Raw genomic sequence first — 16,626 nt, forward strand, 5'->3', positions numbered from 1 at the left:
GCCACTACAAAGGCTTTCCAAAAAGTACTTGGAATAGTGTGAATGTACATTGGCTTTAAAGATAAGAAGGATGCTCTAAGTGGCAGGTAAAGACCACCTAACAGTTTACTATAGTGATCCCGTAAAAAAGATTCCTATTGAGACCAGGGAAGCTTTTTCTAAAATGATTAACGAAGGAGTAAAGCCATCTAAAGCCCTAGTCACGATTATAAAGAAATTCAAACTGGGAAGTCTTGATATATCAAATACACTTGCGCTAATAGAGCATGCTTACCCAGGCATTTACTTGATGGGAGAAGGCCTCCAGTCGCGTATCGTTGACTCGAATTACCCAAACAATACTGAGGGGTTGACTCATGAGGAATTTGATGAAGCCATTGATCGCTTAAAAGACGTATATGATGGGTGGTAACATTCGCTCATTCGACCACCTCTCCATCAGATACCCCAACTCTTTAATCTTTGCGCCATACTATAAAAAACGAGCGCAGCTAAAAAGCTGCGCTCTTCAATTTGGGTTAGTGTGCAATTTTTGCGTTACGAATTAACTGAACCAACTCCGCTCTGTAACCATATAAATCCTCGCCTTTATTCTTCTGTGCGAGATTCAACGCATCATCATAAGTCCAATCGCGAGTGTATTTACCCCCTTTCAACAACTCCGCAAAACCCGCTACGGCGACAGAAAAATTTACCTCTGTTAAATTAGAATCCTGTTGATTATTAACCAAAATCGGTGCTTCAATTTTTGTCGACACATCTTCATATGGCAGCTTGTAGCGAATTTTAATAAAACCATATTCCATATTGTCTGAAGAAGAATTATCCAGCCCTGGTGCATTCGGTTTATTTTTAGCGTAACGAGGAGCATCCACCAACGCCGAATGACTATTAACCGGTGTAATTTCATAAATCGCAGTCACCGTATGGCCCGAACCAATTTCACCGGCATCCACTTTATCGTTATTAAAATCCTCTTTAGCCAAAGCACGGGTTTCATAACCTAGCAATCGGTATTCTGCTACCTGACTCGGATTAAATTCCACTTGGATTTTGACATCCTTCGCAATCGGGAACAGCGATGAACGCGCCTCTTTCACCAATACTTTTTGAGCTTCATTTAAGGTATCAATATACGCTGCAACGCCGTTACCATTTTGCGCCAGAGCCTGCGTCAAGCTGTCTTTATAGTTGCCATCACCAAACCCCAGCACCGATAAAAACACACCGGTTTTACGTTTCTCTTCAACGTAGTGTTTTAATTGCTCTGGGTTACTGATACCCACATTAAAATCACCATCGGTTGCCAAAATTATTCGGTTGACTGCGTTTTTATCAAAATTTTGTTGCGCCAACTGATACGCCAACTCAATTCCCAGAGCACCGGCAGTGGAACCACCCGCACTCAAGCCATTCATGGCGGACAATATTTTGTGTTTTTCTTTTACCTGTGTTGGCTCAAGCACTGTGCCCGCCGCACCGGCATAGACGGCGATAGCGACTGTGTCTTCTGGTGAAAGCTGGCTAAGTAACAACTCCATCGATTTTTTTACCAGTGGCAGTTTGTCTGGTGCATTCATGGAGCCGGAGACATCCAACAAGAAAACCAGATTGACTTTGGGTTGAACACGCAGGGGAATGTCATACCCTTTAATGCCAATGTGAACCAATTTATTGCCGGAATTCCAGGGCGAATCCACAACCGTAATACTGGGCTTGAAAGGAGTATTTTTATTCGTTGGCATTGGATACTGGTAATCAAAATAATTTACCATTTCTTCCAGGCGAATAGCATCGCGCTCGGGCATGTTACCCATATTGAGCTGTCGACGAACAAAGCTGTATGAGGTGGTATCCACATCAATAGAAAATGTGGAGACAGGTTCTATCGCTACGGATTTTACACCCTGCGGTTCAAAGGATTCGAACTCATTATTATTTACTTCCTGCGGCATATACCCCTGAGCAAAATCTGCCGCAACGCGAGCAGCCGGTGAAATCATGCGTTTTGGTTGCGGGCTGGAGAAAGCTTTTCCGGCCGGAATTATTTGCTCACGAATTCCCGAAACAACCACCTCTTCCTCAATCATCATCTGCACATCTGGAGCAGCATTGGTATTCAATTCTTTTTTGGCGGATTTTGAGCGCACAAGCTTTTCAGGCTCTGGTGCTGCCTGGCTAGCAAGTTCAGGTAAAGGAGCCACTTTGGACGAATCCACCTGAATGCTGTCTTTTGGCTGAATAAATAGTATGACGCCGAGAAATACGGTGCATACGGAGGCAGTCGCACCAAGAAACCATTTTTGATTAAGTAGCTCCATTATCGTTCTCCCACTTGTTTTTACTGAGTTACAAGTGAGACGGAAAAAGTGCGCTATTCCTTGGGAATTTTTTTCTTGGGTTTGCTCCTGAACTTTATCAAACTCCTGCATGGCCAATGCCATTGCTTTGGCCTTGGCTTTCGGATCGATTTGAATATCTTCCACTTGATTCAATAATTGCTTCAATTCATTTTCGTTCATGTTATTCCACCCCCTTTTCGTGCAAGAGGTTGAGACTTTTTCGAATTTCGTGCATTCGCCAGGACACCGTGCCTTCCTGCGTACCGAGAATATGTGCCACCTCTTTATGGGTAAAACCTTCGGCCATCACCAATAATAAGGTTTCGCGAAAACCTTCACCCAAGCGGGAGACTTTTTCCAAAATTTGTTGCAGGTAAATTGCTGACTCGTGTGTGCTGGAGGAGGAAGCTTGTTCGGGCAGGTGGTCGGTTTGTGTCTGATATCTGTTGTGCGTTTTCTGCCAATCTTTTGCGCAGTTAATTACCAGCCGATACAACCAACTGGAAAAGGCCGATTCAAAACGAAATTGTTTCAGGTTGCGGGCTAGTTTGACGCAGGCTTGTTGCGCAATATCCTGCGCGTCCACATCATTGCCACACCATTTATAGGCAAAGCGATAAATGGTGTCGTATCGATTATCAATAAGCTGCTCAAAGGCCTTGGCGTCCCCGTGCTGAGCGAGCTTAATTAATTCTGTCTCTTCCATAGGCGCCTGTTTGGGTGTTTTTCAGGTTAGACGACAGGGGGCTGGGTTTACTTGGGTATTTTTCTAAATTTTCTTCAAATCGTATTTCCGGGCGTGCAACCCGTTGATTTTTCTAGGTTAGCCCCTAGCCTTTCAGGTGTTTAACCAACCGGCTTTTTAATGAAGACGGAATATTGTTTATCACCAGGCTGTCGTCGTCCTCATTGTAGACGATGGATTCACCCAGGCACTCGGCGGAAAAACTCATGCTTAATCGCTCGTCCCGGCCACTAATGCGGATATATTGACGAAGCTGGCTCTGGTCGGGAATCAGTTCCGGGCGCAACTGGGGTTGTTTTTGCTGCGCGAACTTTTCGAACTTGTCCTGGGTTTCCTCGCTGATTTGCGGGGAAAGCTCTTTGATTAATACGGGGCGACCCTGTTTGTGCTGTTCCAGGCAGTAATCCACCACGGTATTTTTGATTTCCCGTGCGGTTTCTTCCGGCTGGGTTTGGGCGTAGTCGGTGACGATTTCCAGAAACGTTTCGGTTTCGGCTTTGATATCCAGCTTGTCGGTAATACCACTAAAGTGAACGAAGACATCCGTCAGTTCTTTCTCCCCTCGCCAGGGCAATACGCTGAGGTAGTTCAACATGGCATCGTCGCTTTGCCATTCGGTAAGGTTGATCCGCGCCGCCAGTTTTATGCCTGAGGTATCCAAATACAGTGAGTCTTCCAGTTTCAACTCACCGTTCAAGTATTGCGCCGAGTTGTGGTACACGAGGTAAATGGATAGAACCTCGGTGTTTTCCAGCTTCTCCTCAACAAAAAACACATACGCTTCAACGGGTACAGCCACTTTATCGAGGTCGGCCTTGAAGTGTTTCATGGCGGTGTGGGTGAACGTGGTAAAGCTTATACGCTCTTCACGGTATTGCTTGAGGCAAGCGGAAATGGGGTGTTCGGCAATATCGCTGGAAAACCGGCCATACATCTTGCCCTGCTTTTTGATAAAGGTGAGCTTGAGTTCCCGTGCGCACTCTTCCAGGCGGCCATCCAACTCGCACTCTTCCGGCCGCAACTTGAGCGTTGCCTCCTGCTCGGGCAATAAGCGCTGGATCTGGTGAGCAATGATGCGAGTAAAAGCCATGGTAACAACCCCGGTTGGATGGTCTGGATCAAAACCGCGCATTATAGGGGATAAGGGGCCGAAGTGGCAGAGAAATAGCCAGGGCTTACAGTGTATGCAGTGAGCACCTAGTTGATAATGGTTTTCTCATATTTACCCCCCCCTCTAACCCACTTTCGAGAGGAGCATGGAAAGAATAATCAAAACCCCTTGGATTTTAATTCATATCAAACCAAAAGAAATCATAGCGAATCTGACCACCACACACATACTATCGCTGTTGACATTTTATCCAGAGTAAAGATATATTCAGAGCTCAAACGCGGATGTTGTGCCAGGAGAAAGATTTCAATACAAGGGACTGCTCTCAAATTACACTCCCTCGATCCATTCAAGTCAGCACAATGGTTTTGTCTCTTTGTTCGAAAATAGTTGTTACAAATACGTACAACGTCCCAGATATAGCATTTCTTCATTACAAAAAGAAAACTTTCTGATCTTTAAGTATTTTGGAAAAAAAGTTTTTAACAGGGAAACACTTATATGTACAGAGCAATATTATTCCTATTTCTTGCACTCCTAATTCCTGCCAAAGTATTAGCATTTAAAATCAATACTCATGTATGGGTTGGCTCTGAAGTTCTGGAAGACTTATATGATGATAAAGTCACTATTGAGCCTTTTGGCGAATTTTCGGTTAATCAGGACATACTGAGCGCAATAAAAAATAATCCACAGGCATACTTATACGGAAACGTTGGCCCGGATTTTTTCCCCGACATACTTGCAGGCCAATTAACAACCCATCCGGGGAAAACGGAACACCAAGAAGGAAAGCTTTCATCCGGATGGAACTCAGATCAGTGGTTTGCGCACCTTATACGAAAACGAAAGTATATGGACGACGAAGCTCTCGCTTTCACAATGGGGTTCCTTGCTCACGGGGCTTCTGACTTTTGGTCTCATAGTTATGTCAACACCTATTCAGGATCGATCTACAACATATTTGACGGTGACGGACAAGAGGGCGAATACCGACACTTTCTAGTAGAAGATTTCATCGGTGACCATACGCCTTATGTAGATATCAAAGCCTATCATCAAGGCTCGATTCAGAACATGTATGATTTTATAGCTGAAGAACTCATCTATACTCCCCGAGTTAGAGACAAGTACACATTAGTTGCCCCTCACCTTGCATTAGCGAGTTACCTTCGAGAAGGTTTACCCTTAATCATTGCCGCAGTAAAAACGTTCCGGTCACAGAACCAAGCAGCGCTTGGCGATTTAGTCCAAAGTGTTCACGACGAACGAGAAGAACTTCACAACGCGGAAAAGGATATTGTAAGAGAAAGCTGTCAAGCAGAAACAATCAGCGTAAACAAAGAGGAAGTAGAAAAGCTAGACCAGCAGATAATTAATATCACACACGAAATTGATCAAGCATCAACAAGAGTTGACAACGGCCTGAATGCCACAAACTCATCTTTAGACGCCTATGCGATAAAATACGAAAATATGGGATTTGAAGTAGCCAAATCCAGTTTAGACAAGTTGCATTCGCTAGAAAATCAAATGCTTTCAACAAAACAAAGCATTGACAATAAATTTTTTGATATCGAAAGAGAACTTAGAAAGAAAATCAGATGCCCTGAGGATATCTTTGGTAACGAAGATCCAGGATGTAAAAGAGCCAACAGGTTGATTGACTCGCTTGTTAGCAGTTTAAGAAATGAAGTATCCAGTTTAGAACGGGATTTACTAAATATAAAACAAAACATAGATTCTGAGTTACTTAAACTAAAACAAAGCTTAATACAAGCCGCAACTGAAGTTCACAGAATTGCGGGGGCATTCCAAATTGACGTAACCATAAGTTTTAACCAAATGCTTGTATCTGGACATAGCATCGTCGCCAGAGCCAAAGCTAATCAAAATATCTCTAGAGATCTAATCATTGATTTTATGAATGAGATAGACAAAATCAATGCAAACAGGTGCAAAAATATAGACGAAATTATGCAAACTGGGAATGTGGGAGCGGTAGAGAGCGGCCCCTATGTCGTCGCGTTCCTATACGCCTATTTCACAGAAGACTGGGACGGGTTTGCTGCCGAATGGATATATGATGCTGTATTAGATTGGCAGCGAGGAGTAAATCAAGCTATACCAGCGTATGTAGAAACGCAAAGAAAAATCGTAGACGCACTTTTGGAAGGAGGAAAGGTTAAAGATGCGACAGATATATTGGAAGAATGGCTAATATGTGAAGGCGTTAAAATGGCCGGGGTTACCCCATTCACATCCGAACTATTGTGTGCAGGAAAAATCAATATCGACAATATTCAAAAAGGGATTCATAAATGGACTGAAGAAATCGATCAATTTGCTACGGAATTTTCAACGTCAATAGGCATTCCAGAGGACATGGTTATAACCAAAACCAAAATCGATACTGTAATGAAGGACGCGGCGAAAGATTTCGCAATACAGCAACTCAAAGAGATCGAAGAGTTTAAAGTTTTAGTCTCTCTCTATGATGGCACCATTGACATGGACGATCAATTTTCTACGACCCTGCAACAAAATAATTATTTAACTTTTAATCAAATTACTGATCCGTTTTCCAATCGAATGATTCAGGAGATGCATGTTCAAAATGGCTATTTTGATAAAAATAAATTCGCCCCTGCATATAACGCTATAGTTCTAGCTAAACTATCTCTTTTAGATGCTAGTGAATTAAACCGTCTTGTCTCAATAGCCGGTGGACATTCTGGCAAATACGGCTCGACCCTATTTGATGATTCTGCATACAAAGCTTATTTGCAAAGCCCCGTAAATCAGATCCATAAAGATGAAAAGAATCTCGATAAACTCCTTCAGTTTATTGCTGATGCATATGAAATATATGATGAAGATTCATGGGTTAGCGATGGACTAAATTTCATCTCTGAATATTACGATCCTGCAGCATACAATGATAACGAGAGAATCGCAGATCCTTTTAATATTCTCTTCGGCAGTGTAAGAACGTTAGATGGCGATCACCAATGGTTGGAGGAACCACCACGTCATATTAGAAAGGATGGAAAAGACCCGATGCATCTGGGCAATCTGAGTTACTCGCCCAGACTTGAACAAGGAAAAGGGTTCCGCTTGTATCAAGATGACCTAGCCAGAAAGAATGTATTTAACAGAATATTTATTGGTCCGAATGTTGCCGCGATTCAAGTTCCTTATCGCTATGGATTGAAACCAGTAATCCCCAGTAGTTATCCATACCGCCCTTGTGAAAGCAATCCATTTCCAGATGGAGAACAAGATCAATCGTGCATAGTTTCCTGGCTTATCCCTGTATTGAGTATTTTGCACTAATGTAGCTAGCTTCATATACCCGGTTCAACTTCACTAGACCAGAAATCTAGAAGAATACGAACCGGGCTCTTTCCTCAAAAATAAGTCATAGTTTTTTTGAATAAACACTAGAAACAAACCTGTTTGGCTGCACTGTTTGTCAATATTGCCTTATGGTTTCATAAATACTGCTCAGTTCGGCTTTTCTTACGCGTTTGTGGCCGACCCATACAACCGGATAACCATAAACGCCTAAGGTGTCGATAATCTGTTGTTTATCGCCACGTTTTTCAACGTCAATCTCCAGAAAATCGACATTGTCTTCATTCATTTCATTTCGTAGTTTACGGCAGTAAGGGCACCAATCCGCACCGTACATAACAATGCGTGGCGTACCATCATCATAAAAATGTTTGGCAAAATAGTTTTTTTCTGTGGAGGTTAAATAAGCATCACCAAAATTTTTACCCAGCATCGCGGCGATTTGCCATTTTTCATAGCCGATAACGGTGTCTTCCCCCGAGGCGAAAAAAGGGAAATTGCCTCGCCCGAGTTTCCGCCACAATTTCACATTTTTATCGTCCAGGTTATTCGGGTTGATTCGCAGCTCCTCAAAAGGAACCTGACGACTACGCAGTTCAGATACACCTTTCTCGCAGTAGCCATTGCAATCGTCAATAGTAAAAATTAATACTGTTGGGTTCCCGGCCTCGTCATAAGCACCGGCACCGGGTAGCCCCGGTAGTTTTCCTGTATACCAATACCATCCAGCGGCAATAAGTAGGACACATATTATTAGGTTTTTCATATGCTATGCCTGAATATCTGTTCTTATTTTTTACTGGAACTGTATCAGAAAATTTTTGCCGACATACCCCTGCTGATCAAAAAACAATCCGATACATTACATCTGTGCGCAATATGTATTTTTCTCCCTGTTCAATCGGGGCTCCCTGATGCATTAACGGATGAGGGAAAACCAATGCAGCGCCAGTTTTCGGGGAAACCTGATAATGCCGAAATTCAGTTTTTCCGCCAACATAGTCGTCGTTTAAATACACCATAAATGTGATTTTGCTTTCTTCACGGAAGTTCCTTTGGTAAGAACCATCCCGGTGCCATTTAAAGTATTGGCCTGGTTGATAACGATAAAACCGGAAACGCTCATTAAGTCCATGCACTTTCCACCCATTAAAACCTTTTGGCACGTAGGGTTTTATTTTACCGAATAGCCTTTCAGCTAAATCAACATCATCAAAAAAGACTCTGTCGTTATTTCGAATATCTTTGAATATTTCCTGACCGTAACCAGTGTTAATCGCCGCTTCTTCGTAGCCCATTTCTTCGCCACGAAGAATTAGTGCGTGACATTCTTGTGCAGATAAAAAATCCGGAATGAGTTTTGTTCCATCAGGGTATTGGATTACGTCCATTTATTACTTCTCCTATTCAGTGAATTCCGTTTTACGGATGTTAGTACTCACCCAAGCAATGCCCGAGTGAGATTGATTTGCGACTATTGAATCGCAATATATATCTCGATTTCTGAATCGCTTTTATAGTATTCAAAGTCGGTAGTGTATGTTCGCGTATGAACACAATGCTCTGAAGAAAAATAATGCCATATTTCGCCCCACAGACTGATGACCGCCTCCGGCATTTCGCCTTTACCTTTGAATAATAAATATTTTCCTGTTTCGACTTTTATTTCTACCAGTTCGGCAGATTCATAATTTGGCAATCCATTTGTGCAGGCGATAATGTCGTATTCACCATTCATATCAGATTGATAATTGGTATAAACACCATAAATATTCGCACCATCTTCCAGCTTCGGCCCTAAATCCTGATAAAAAAGTGCCCATAGGTCACCAATTTTAGCCGTTGTGGCGTCCATCTCCTTGCTATTTTGTGTTCTCGCTTTTAACCCTTTTAACGTAAAAGATTCCAGATGTTTTATTTCCATGTGTTCTCCGTCAAGCATGACTGAATATATGCATATTGTATGACACGATAGTGTATTTCTTGTAATTAGATATTATCGCGATGAAATAACAAAGTTATGTTGACAGAAAGAAAGCATCCAAGTCGACCATTTATATCGAACAGAATTAGTCGTGATTAACTATCAGTTAGAACCGGTAAACCTTTCCCCTTGTAGACACGAGGAGGTAAATCAGATTCTATGCGCGCGACCGTCGACAGCATGGAGGCTGTCGACGAGCCTCCGTGGATGGATTTACGGCATGTCGAGCGCGTAGTGTTTGATTTACTGATAACAACATATAGGTTGCTTGACCCCTCTTTAAATATCTAATTCGGAAAGATAGGGTTTAGCAGACTCAAGAGAGAAATAAAAACCCCATTGATTTTCACCAACGGGGTTCAAAGAAGGAAAGACTTAAGGAATTAAAAAGATTAACAACCTCCCAGAGGTTTCCAAACAGCCCACTCACTGGAGTTGGACTCAGGGTTGGCACCTTGCGTCCACCAACGTGCTTCGTATTTATTATTGTTGTACTGCACTTGATCACCGCCAACGTAGGTTGCGCCGGTATCCCATACAGGAATGCCATTACACGCCGCACCACCCGATGAACTACTGCTCGAGGAAGAGCTGGAGCTACTGGATGACGAACTGGACGAAGACGAACTACTGCTGCTTGAACTGGAACTACTGGAAGAACTGCTCGACGATGAACTGGAAGAAGAACTGCTGCTGGAACTGGATGACGATGAGCTGCTTGACGACCCGCCACACTGGCCAGCGCTGTCCCAGGCAGATGTCCAATACAAACCTTTACCGGGTTCATAAGCCCAGGCTGCCGCAGACGAACACCATCCCGCTACTTTACAGTTGAACTCTTGCCCAAGGTTTTGCACTTTTGCACCCTGGCTATAACTGGTACCCGCCACATACTGCGGTGAAGTACACACATTGCCACCGGATGAGCTGCTGGAGCTGGATGAAGAGGACGAGCTGCTCGAACTACTGGATGACGACGAGCTACTTGAGCTGCTGCTTGAACTGGACGAAGAAGAGCTGCTCGACGATGAACTGGAAGACGACGAGGAGCTACTGCTGCTTGAGCTTGAGCTGGAGCTTGAAGAGGTAGACGAACCACCGGCACTGCCCGCACTCACGACGAGCGCATAGTCGGCATCCAATTCTGCGGTTTCCAAATGGGAGTCCTGCACAATTTCATCGCCACGCACTTCCAATGTCCACACACCGGCTTGTGGGTTTTGTACAAACACATTTTCCACTGTGTCGACAATGTTGGGGCTACCACCGGGCACCGACCACATATTTTCTTTTAAGCCATTATTCCCCCAGTAAACCGTGCCGTTGGGACTGGTGACTTTAAGGGTAAGGTCGTTAATGCGGTGTTGCGCCGAACTGGGTAAGCCCGCTGGGTCGGTATACACTAAAGTGGCTTTAATTGGCGAAGTACCGGAGCTTTGCAAAGTATAGCGATGCACTTGCAGCGGTTTCAGAATTTCTGTTTCGTTCACCAGAATCGGTAATGACCAGCTATTCTTTTTCGCTTCTTCGTACAAGCTTTTCACATCCACCATACCCCAACCCTGATGGCTGCGACGCAGGTCGGCATCCAAACCACTGAAGTCATATTGGTTGGCTGTATTAATCATTAGCGCTTTAACCGTCGCCATTTTAGGGCGGCTATCAAACACATCACGGCCTTTACCGGGGCCGCCATCAAATACACCATCGGCCCACATTTGGAAAACCAACCCGGCATGGCCAGCAGTTAACGGTGTTGCACCACTGGTGCCACCAAAACTATTGTATTTATCTGGGCCGGAATTATGGGGTGCATTAATTTCATCGAAGAAGTGGAGCAGATCCGGCTTGATACGACCGTCTGCCGCAAAACGACCGCTCGGATATATATTACCGTCGGCCCATTTATCATCTGCACGGGTTAAGGTATTAAAGTGATGCACGCCACCTACGGAAATAATATTTTTGGCAAAGGCTAAACGTTCCATTTTTCCTTCCGGGCCAAAATTACCGTGGTTACCTGCCGCATTTAAAATTAATAATCCGGTTTCAAATGCAATGTTATCCAATTCTGCGGCATAACTATCGTAGTCCGCGGTATCGATAACGCCTTTACCCCAGCTATTGGATTGAAATACACCTCGATAGCCTTTTTGTGGGTCAACCAAATCTTTGGCGAGGCTCATACGATCGGCCACTTCCAAACTGCGATAGGAAGCGAAAATACCCTGGCCTTCGGAAAGCGGTGAACGTGCTTTCGGGTCGCCAGTGCCATCACCAAAAACAATGCCGTAGGTTCCGGTACCGTGTCGTTCCGGGCTGGCGGAACCATACACACCTTGGTACAACGGCGGACGTTTTTGAAAATCGCCATGGGCGGTATAGATTCCGTCATCCATTACCTGACCACGAACACCCTGGCCATAGTAATTGGCTACCTGTTGTAAATGCGCCGAGCCGCTGCTTTGCTCTGCAATATCATCGTAGGTTTGTGAATCGGTCCAGGAGTCAATAAAAGACACTTCATTTTGTTGCGCCAATTGCGTTAATTGCTCTGGTGTTAATGACACTTCCAAGCGCGTGCTTTCACCAAGGTAATTAATTTCCACACCCCAGTCTTTTAATTTTTCAGCAAGGGTATGTTGCATGCCGGGCTGGAAGACCAACACGGAATATTTTTCTGTATTGGCTGACCGGGATTCAGTTTGTGCAACCACAGAGTCCGCCATTTTATACAGCGGTTGGTACACCCCTACCCAACGCACATAGTGTTGTTTTTCGATGGTGTTTTTTTCTTGCTCGGACATGCGCACAATCAGCGCGTGGTCTGCAAGGTGGCCAACAATCTCGCCCCCGGCATCACGAATTGCTTGTTGGTATTCAGCAAAGGCTTGGGTATGCAATTGCACAATATGCAAATTGTCCTGGCTATCTGCTTTAAGTAAATGACTGTACCGGCTCTCGCTGCGGCTCAGGTTTTCCTCTAAAGGATCAAAGCGTTGCTGGCGCAATTTAATTTCGTGGCGTTGCGGTAAAGCGCGGGAAAATTCTTCTTCACCAAAACGAATTTGATAGGTTGATTGGCCGATTAAACGAATTTCACTTGTGGCCGCCGGGGTGGCTTCAGTCAATGCACGCGCTGTTAACTCAGCGTTACGCAGTACCTGTACCTCATCACTGGAATATGCTGTGTTTGCCTGCCATGTTACCGCCGCAATGGCTGCGGCCAAGCCAAACCGTTTCAGGGTTTGTAATGGAGTTGAGCTTTTCACGTTGAAGATCCTCGTTATTGTTAGATAGCACTCCAGCGACACACCTCCACGCCGGGCTATTCCTAAGGACGAAGACCCTCAACAAAACCTCAATACTTTTTTTAATGCGAACAACAATAGACGCTTTACGCAGAGAAGAACCACATTTGATGCCGGAAAAATACCAGCATCATACGAATGGAAGTATTCCTCCCTCATACCAGCGTAAGGTTCATTATTTTTCTTCCACCAGGCATTGGTAACGCCAGCGACTTTTACCGTCAACAGCAAGCTGAGCCGACAGGTTTTCGATCTGGGCAGCGAAAGTATCTTTTAGTGTCCAGGGTGGATTCACCGCGATGATACCGGAAGCGGTCATACCCGGTTTTTCATCGTCATCAATGCCCATTTCAAACAAATGCACATTACTCAGTTCGGTTTTATTGATGATTTTTTTTTCCATCTGATCAATGGTGCTGCGATCGACAACCGGATACCACAGTAAAAAAACCGTCTGCGGCATTTTTTTACTGGCTTTATTGATCACATCCAATACTGTTTGATAATCGGTTTTCACTTCGTAGGACGGGTCCATTAATACCAGAGCCCGACGTGATGTCGTAGGCAATAAACGAATCACGCCCTGAAAACCATCTTGCTGTTCGATAAAAGTACGTTTACGTTTTTGGCAATGTTTTTTCAAATCATCAAAGGTTTGCGGATGCATTTCAAACAACCAGGAACGATCGTCCCTGCGCAACATTTGATTCACCAACGCTGGCGAGCCAGGATAATTCCAAGCTCCCAGGTCGACCTGTATTTGTTGGTAGTAGTTTTTTAAACCAGGAAGCTGTGTCCAATCCAATTTTAAGACGCCCTGTTCCGCCTCGCCGGTTTTACGTGAGAAGTGTGAGTGCAACGCATAAAAACCCGCGCCGGCATGGGTATCAATATAGTCGAAAGGTTTTTCTTTTTTCTGCATGTACAGAATGGTTTCAATCAATAACCAGTGTTTTAGTACATCACCATGATTGCCTGCGTGGTATTGGTGTTGGTAGCTCAACATAACTCATTACTCAAAAAACCTGCACGCACGCGCATGCAGGTTGTTAATAAACCCCACAATGTAGTTAACGCTTCATTGTGGGAGAAAAAAGATATAGGGTGTATCACGTACCACAAAAAGTTTGATAGTCGCGGGTAAATTCCGGGTCGGCAGGATGTTGCCACTCGTCAAATAGAACATCCTGACTGTAGGGGTTATGTAACGCCGTTAAAAATTGTTTAAAGGGTTGGTAGTTGCCATTTTCGCTGGCTTCTTTTAACACATATTCGACATGGTGATTACGTGGAATAATTCGCGGATTCTGTTTTTGCATCCGTTCAATTATTGCGGTTGTATCCACATTGTTTTCTTGCCGAAGCTGTTGCCATTGTGCCAACCAAACATCAAGTTGTTGCGGGTCACCGATCAGTTCCATTAAACGGGTCGAATCACCTTGAGCGGCAAAAATTAAATAATAATGTGCCAGGGTAAAATCGGTTTGTGTATTTTTCAGCAATGCCAGCCAGTCATCAATAAGCGATTGCTGCTCCGTTAACAGCGATTCCGAGAAACCCAACTTGGTCGCCATGACACGCTGCCAGCTATTTTGATAAAGCGTATCAAAACGCAGCACGGACTCGGTCGCCAATTCAATCGCTTTATCGGTGTCGTCATCAATTAATGAAATCAGCGCTTCGGCAAAACGCGCGAGATTCCACTGGGCAATTGCCGGTTGATTGCGATAAGCATAACGGCCGTGATGATCGATGGAGCTGAATACCGTGTGGGGGTAGTAGGCGTCCATAAACGCACAAGGGCCATAGTCGATGGTTTCTCCTGCCAGACTCATGTTGTCGGTATTCATCACACCATGAATAAACCCCCCCCCCATCCACTGCGCAATCAAATTCGCTTGTTGTTCAACAACGCCATTTAACATTGCTAAATAGGGGTTAGTGGCATTTTTGGCTTCCGGGTAATGGCGAGTAATGGTGTAATCCGCCAGTTTTTTCACTGCCTCCTGCTGACCGCGCGATGCGTAAAACTGAAAAGTGCCAATGCGTAAATGACTGGCCGCAACCCGAGTTAATACGGCACCGGGTAATGCGGTTTCGCGATATACGGCCTCACCCGTTAATACCACAGCCAGGGAACGGGTTGTGGGAATACCAAGGGAATGCATAGCCTCACTAATAAGCACTTCACGCAGCATGGGGCCAATGGCCGCCTTGCCATCTCCACCTCTGGAATAAGGGGTTTTGCCTGAGCCTTTTAACGCGATATCCCAACGCTCGCCCGTTGGTGAAAGCACTTCACCTAACAGGTGGGCACGACCATCCCCCAGTTGCGGGTTAAAACTGCCAAATTGATGGCCCGCGTATACCTGTGCAATGGGTTGCGCACCGTCGGGCAGATGATTACCGGAAAAAATACTCGCCAGCTCAGCGGGATCACTGTCCGCAGCGTCCACGCCGATCTCCTCGGCGAGGGTATGGTTGAAATACACCAATTGAGCATCAGGAACCTGTTCGGGCGAGCACTCAGAATAGAAGCCCGTTAGCTCTTGCCAATAGCTGTTATCAAACGCGAGGGAAAGCATAGTAGTCCGGTGAAGTTGGAGTATTCAGAGCCGGCTACGATACACAATAAGCCTGCCCTTGCCTAGCGGGGCAAAAACCCCACTCACCATGCGCTTACAGCCTAGCCGCTGTAGCAAAAACACACCGTCATTCTTTCCCATTAAAAAGTCAGCGTTTATCTAACCTGGTGTTTTCGTTTTTGCTTTTAAAAAATTGAGGACTGAAAACCAGCAAAGAATCCGTATAAATAAACCAAACTGGATCATCTCTACCCCCCCACATTAAACGAAACATGTTCAACGCAAATTTAACCCTATGGATTTGAAAATAGGTAACGATTTAACCGTCCTACTCCACCACGTTTTTGCGTAACTCAATATCCATTGATGTTGATATTGTTTCCGCGCATTTTTCTTCTCTTTTTTTAATATTGAGAATGAAATATGCGCCATATTTTTTAATTCAAAAGGAAACGATATGAAAAAATTTATTGTAGCTTCTATTTTTCTTCTTTTCGCCTCAAACTCAGCACTTGCTGACATATTGTCTTACCCACCAGGAACCTATTGTTCGTATTTCAGCGCCGACCAAAAAAGCAAAGCGGATGTTAGCGTAAATTACGACCTCTATGGCCGGTTCAATTGCCGCTTTCCCGCTATTTTGTCTCAGTATTTATACAAAGTGGTTATCGCTTACGAACCAGATGTCGCAAATGAACAATTTGATTGCTCAATAAATCCGACGACCCTTTCTGTACAGGAACCTTCTGATGGAGGAAGCCTATATAACCCACATTATGGTACGAGATACCACAGCCCAAGATACCAAACAGACCAAAAAATTATTGAGTTTACCCGTGCAGATAAAGTTTCTTGGCTTTCCATAGAATGTAATAGCAGGGATAGCTTTAAAGGAACCGTAAAAAATGTTGAACTGCATTTTATAGAAGAGAAACCATATAACTGGTAACCCCATTTTACTCACCCGGCAACATTGGTTGTCGGGCGATGTCATTGATAAAATAACTTATCCTCAGTTCTATCCATTAAACGCTCTCCATTATCCAACTCAGCGTTTTCGTCTTGCTTGAATTTATCTCAGCGGTTGTAGAATCAAACGTTTTCGTTGTTTATTTTTAAACAGTTAAAGATAGAACGTAGACAAAAATCCAGATGGAAAAAATGAATGGCAAAACAAAACGGAAACACTTA

12 protein-coding genes are annotated in these 16,626 nt (G+C 44.2%); 3 read left to right on the plus strand and 9 right to left on the minus strand.

All coding sequences use genetic code 11. From position 1 onward, the window contains the following. Nucleotides 1-79 precede the first annotated feature (79 nt). Entirely contained in the window at nucleotides 80-412 is a 333-nt protein-coding gene (locus P5V12_RS15240) for a hypothetical protein (RefSeq protein ID WP_316953941.1), read from the plus strand. Between the two features lie 106 nt (nucleotides 413-518). On the opposite strand, the gene P5V12_RS15245 is transcribed toward P5V12_RS15240, so the two are convergent. The 3 genes from P5V12_RS15245 to P5V12_RS15255 all read right to left on the minus strand — a co-directional run bounded on the left by P5V12_RS15245 (nucleotide 519) and on the right by P5V12_RS15255 (nucleotide 4,177). Then, the gene (locus tag P5V12_RS15245; protein WP_316953942.1) at nucleotides 519-2,522 is read right to left on the minus strand and encodes a VWA domain-containing protein; all 2,004 of its coding nucleotides are present in this window, start codon (nucleotides 2,520-2,522) and stop codon (nucleotides 519-521) included. A gap of 1 nt (nucleotide 2,523) precedes the next feature. Next, nucleotides 2,524-3,048 (minus strand): RNA polymerase sigma factor, encoded by a 525-nt coding sequence (locus tag P5V12_RS15250; RefSeq protein WP_316953943.1) that lies wholly within the window; start codon nucleotides 3,046-3,048, stop codon nucleotides 2,524-2,526. 124 nt (nucleotides 3,049-3,172) lie between these two features. Continuing rightward, on the minus strand, nucleotides 3,173-4,177 hold the full coding sequence (locus tag P5V12_RS15255; RefSeq protein WP_316953944.1) for a nucleoid-associated protein: 1,005 nt from the start codon (nucleotides 4,175-4,177) through the stop codon (nucleotides 3,173-3,175). Nucleotides 4,178-4,699: 522 nt separating this feature from the next. Between P5V12_RS15255 and P5V12_RS15260 the strand changes: the two genes are divergently transcribed. Continuing rightward, the gene (locus tag P5V12_RS15260; RefSeq protein ID WP_316953945.1) at nucleotides 4,700-7,534 is read left to right on the plus strand and encodes a zinc dependent phospholipase C family protein; all 2,835 of its coding nucleotides are present in this window, start codon (nucleotides 4,700-4,702) and stop codon (nucleotides 7,532-7,534) included. A gap of 139 nt (nucleotides 7,535-7,673) precedes the next feature. On the opposite strand, the gene P5V12_RS15265 is transcribed toward P5V12_RS15260, so the two are convergent. The 6 genes from P5V12_RS15265 to P5V12_RS15290 form a co-directional block, all read right to left on the minus strand. Continuing rightward, nucleotides 7,674-8,321 (minus strand): glutaredoxin family protein, encoded by a 648-nt coding sequence (locus P5V12_RS15265; protein WP_316953946.1) that lies wholly within the window; start codon nucleotides 8,319-8,321, stop codon nucleotides 7,674-7,676. A gap of 76 nt (nucleotides 8,322-8,397) precedes the next feature. Next, entirely contained in the window at nucleotides 8,398-8,946 is a 549-nt protein-coding gene (locus P5V12_RS15270; RefSeq protein WP_316953947.1) for a 2OG-Fe(II) oxygenase, read from the minus strand. Between the two features lie 83 nt (nucleotides 8,947-9,029). Continuing rightward, nucleotides 9,030-9,479, minus strand: coding sequence for a GyrI-like domain-containing protein (locus P5V12_RS15275; RefSeq protein WP_316953948.1), 450 nt, complete (start codon nucleotides 9,477-9,479; stop codon nucleotides 9,030-9,032). Nucleotides 9,480-9,931: 452 nt separating this feature from the next. Then, on the minus strand, nucleotides 9,932-12,811 hold the full coding sequence (locus tag P5V12_RS15280) for a S8 family peptidase (protein WP_316953949.1): 2,880 nt from the start codon (nucleotides 12,809-12,811) through the stop codon (nucleotides 9,932-9,934). A 214-nt stretch (nucleotides 12,812-13,025) separates the two neighbouring features. Next, complete coding sequence (locus P5V12_RS15285) at nucleotides 13,026-13,856, minus strand: 23S rRNA (adenine(2030)-N(6))-methyltransferase RlmJ (RefSeq protein ID WP_316953950.1); 831 nt, start codon at nucleotides 13,854-13,856, stop codon at nucleotides 13,026-13,028. Nucleotides 13,857-13,959: 103 nt separating this feature from the next. Further along, a complete protein-coding gene (locus P5V12_RS15290; protein ID WP_316953951.1) occupies nucleotides 13,960-15,435 on the minus strand; it encodes a protein adenylyltransferase SelO in 1,476 nt (491 codons plus the stop codon). A 457-nt stretch (nucleotides 15,436-15,892) separates the two neighbouring features. Here P5V12_RS15290 and P5V12_RS15295 point away from each other — a divergent pair, with 457 nt between their 5' ends. Next, on the plus strand, nucleotides 15,893-16,384 hold the full coding sequence (locus tag P5V12_RS15295) for a hypothetical protein (RefSeq protein ID WP_316953952.1): 492 nt from the start codon (nucleotides 15,893-15,895) through the stop codon (nucleotides 16,382-16,384). The last annotated feature ends 242 nt before the right edge of the window (nucleotides 16,385-16,626 follow it).

This window comes from Teredinibacter sp. KSP-S5-2, from assembly GCF_032773895.1.
In the GTDB taxonomy this organism is placed as follows: domain Bacteria; phylum Pseudomonadota; class Gammaproteobacteria; order Pseudomonadales; family Cellvibrionaceae.

What these genes read in the sequence shown, in the direction of transcription:
- P5V12_RS15245 (WP_316953942.1), bottom strand. Translation starts at nt 2,522, where the DNA reads ATGAACGAAAATGAATTGAAGCAATTATTGAATCAAGTGGAAGATATT.
- P5V12_RS15250 (WP_316953943.1), bottom strand. Translation starts at nt 3,048, where the DNA reads ATGGAAGAGACAGAATTAATTAAGCTCGCTCAGCACGGGGACGCCAAG.
- P5V12_RS15255 (WP_316953944.1), bottom strand. Translation starts at nt 4,177, where the DNA reads ATGGCTTTTACTCGCATCATTGCTCACCAGATCCAGCGCTTATTGCCC.
- P5V12_RS15260 (WP_316953945.1), top strand. Translation starts at nt 4,700, where the DNA reads ATGTACAGAGCAATATTATTCCTATTTCTTGCACTCCTAATTCCTGCC.
- P5V12_RS15265 (WP_316953946.1), bottom strand. Translation starts at nt 8,321, where the DNA reads ATGAAAAACCTAATAATATGTGTCCTACTTATTGCCGCTGGATGGTAT.
- P5V12_RS15270 (WP_316953947.1), bottom strand. Translation starts at nt 8,946, where the DNA reads ATGGACGTAATCCAATACCCTGATGGAACAAAACTCATTCCGGATTTT.
- P5V12_RS15275 (WP_316953948.1), bottom strand. Translation starts at nt 9,479, where the DNA reads ATGGAAATAAAACATCTGGAATCTTTTACGTTAAAAGGGTTAAAAGCG.
- P5V12_RS15285 (WP_316953950.1), bottom strand. Translation starts at nt 13,856, where the DNA reads ATGTTGAGCTACCAACACCAATACCACGCAGGCAATCATGGTGATGTA.
- P5V12_RS15290 (WP_316953951.1), bottom strand. Translation starts at nt 15,435, where the DNA reads ATGCTTTCCCTCGCGTTTGATAACAGCTATTGGCAAGAGCTAACGGGC.
- P5V12_RS15295 (WP_316953952.1), top strand. Translation starts at nt 15,893, where the DNA reads ATGAAAAAATTTATTGTAGCTTCTATTTTTCTTCTTTTCGCCTCAAAC.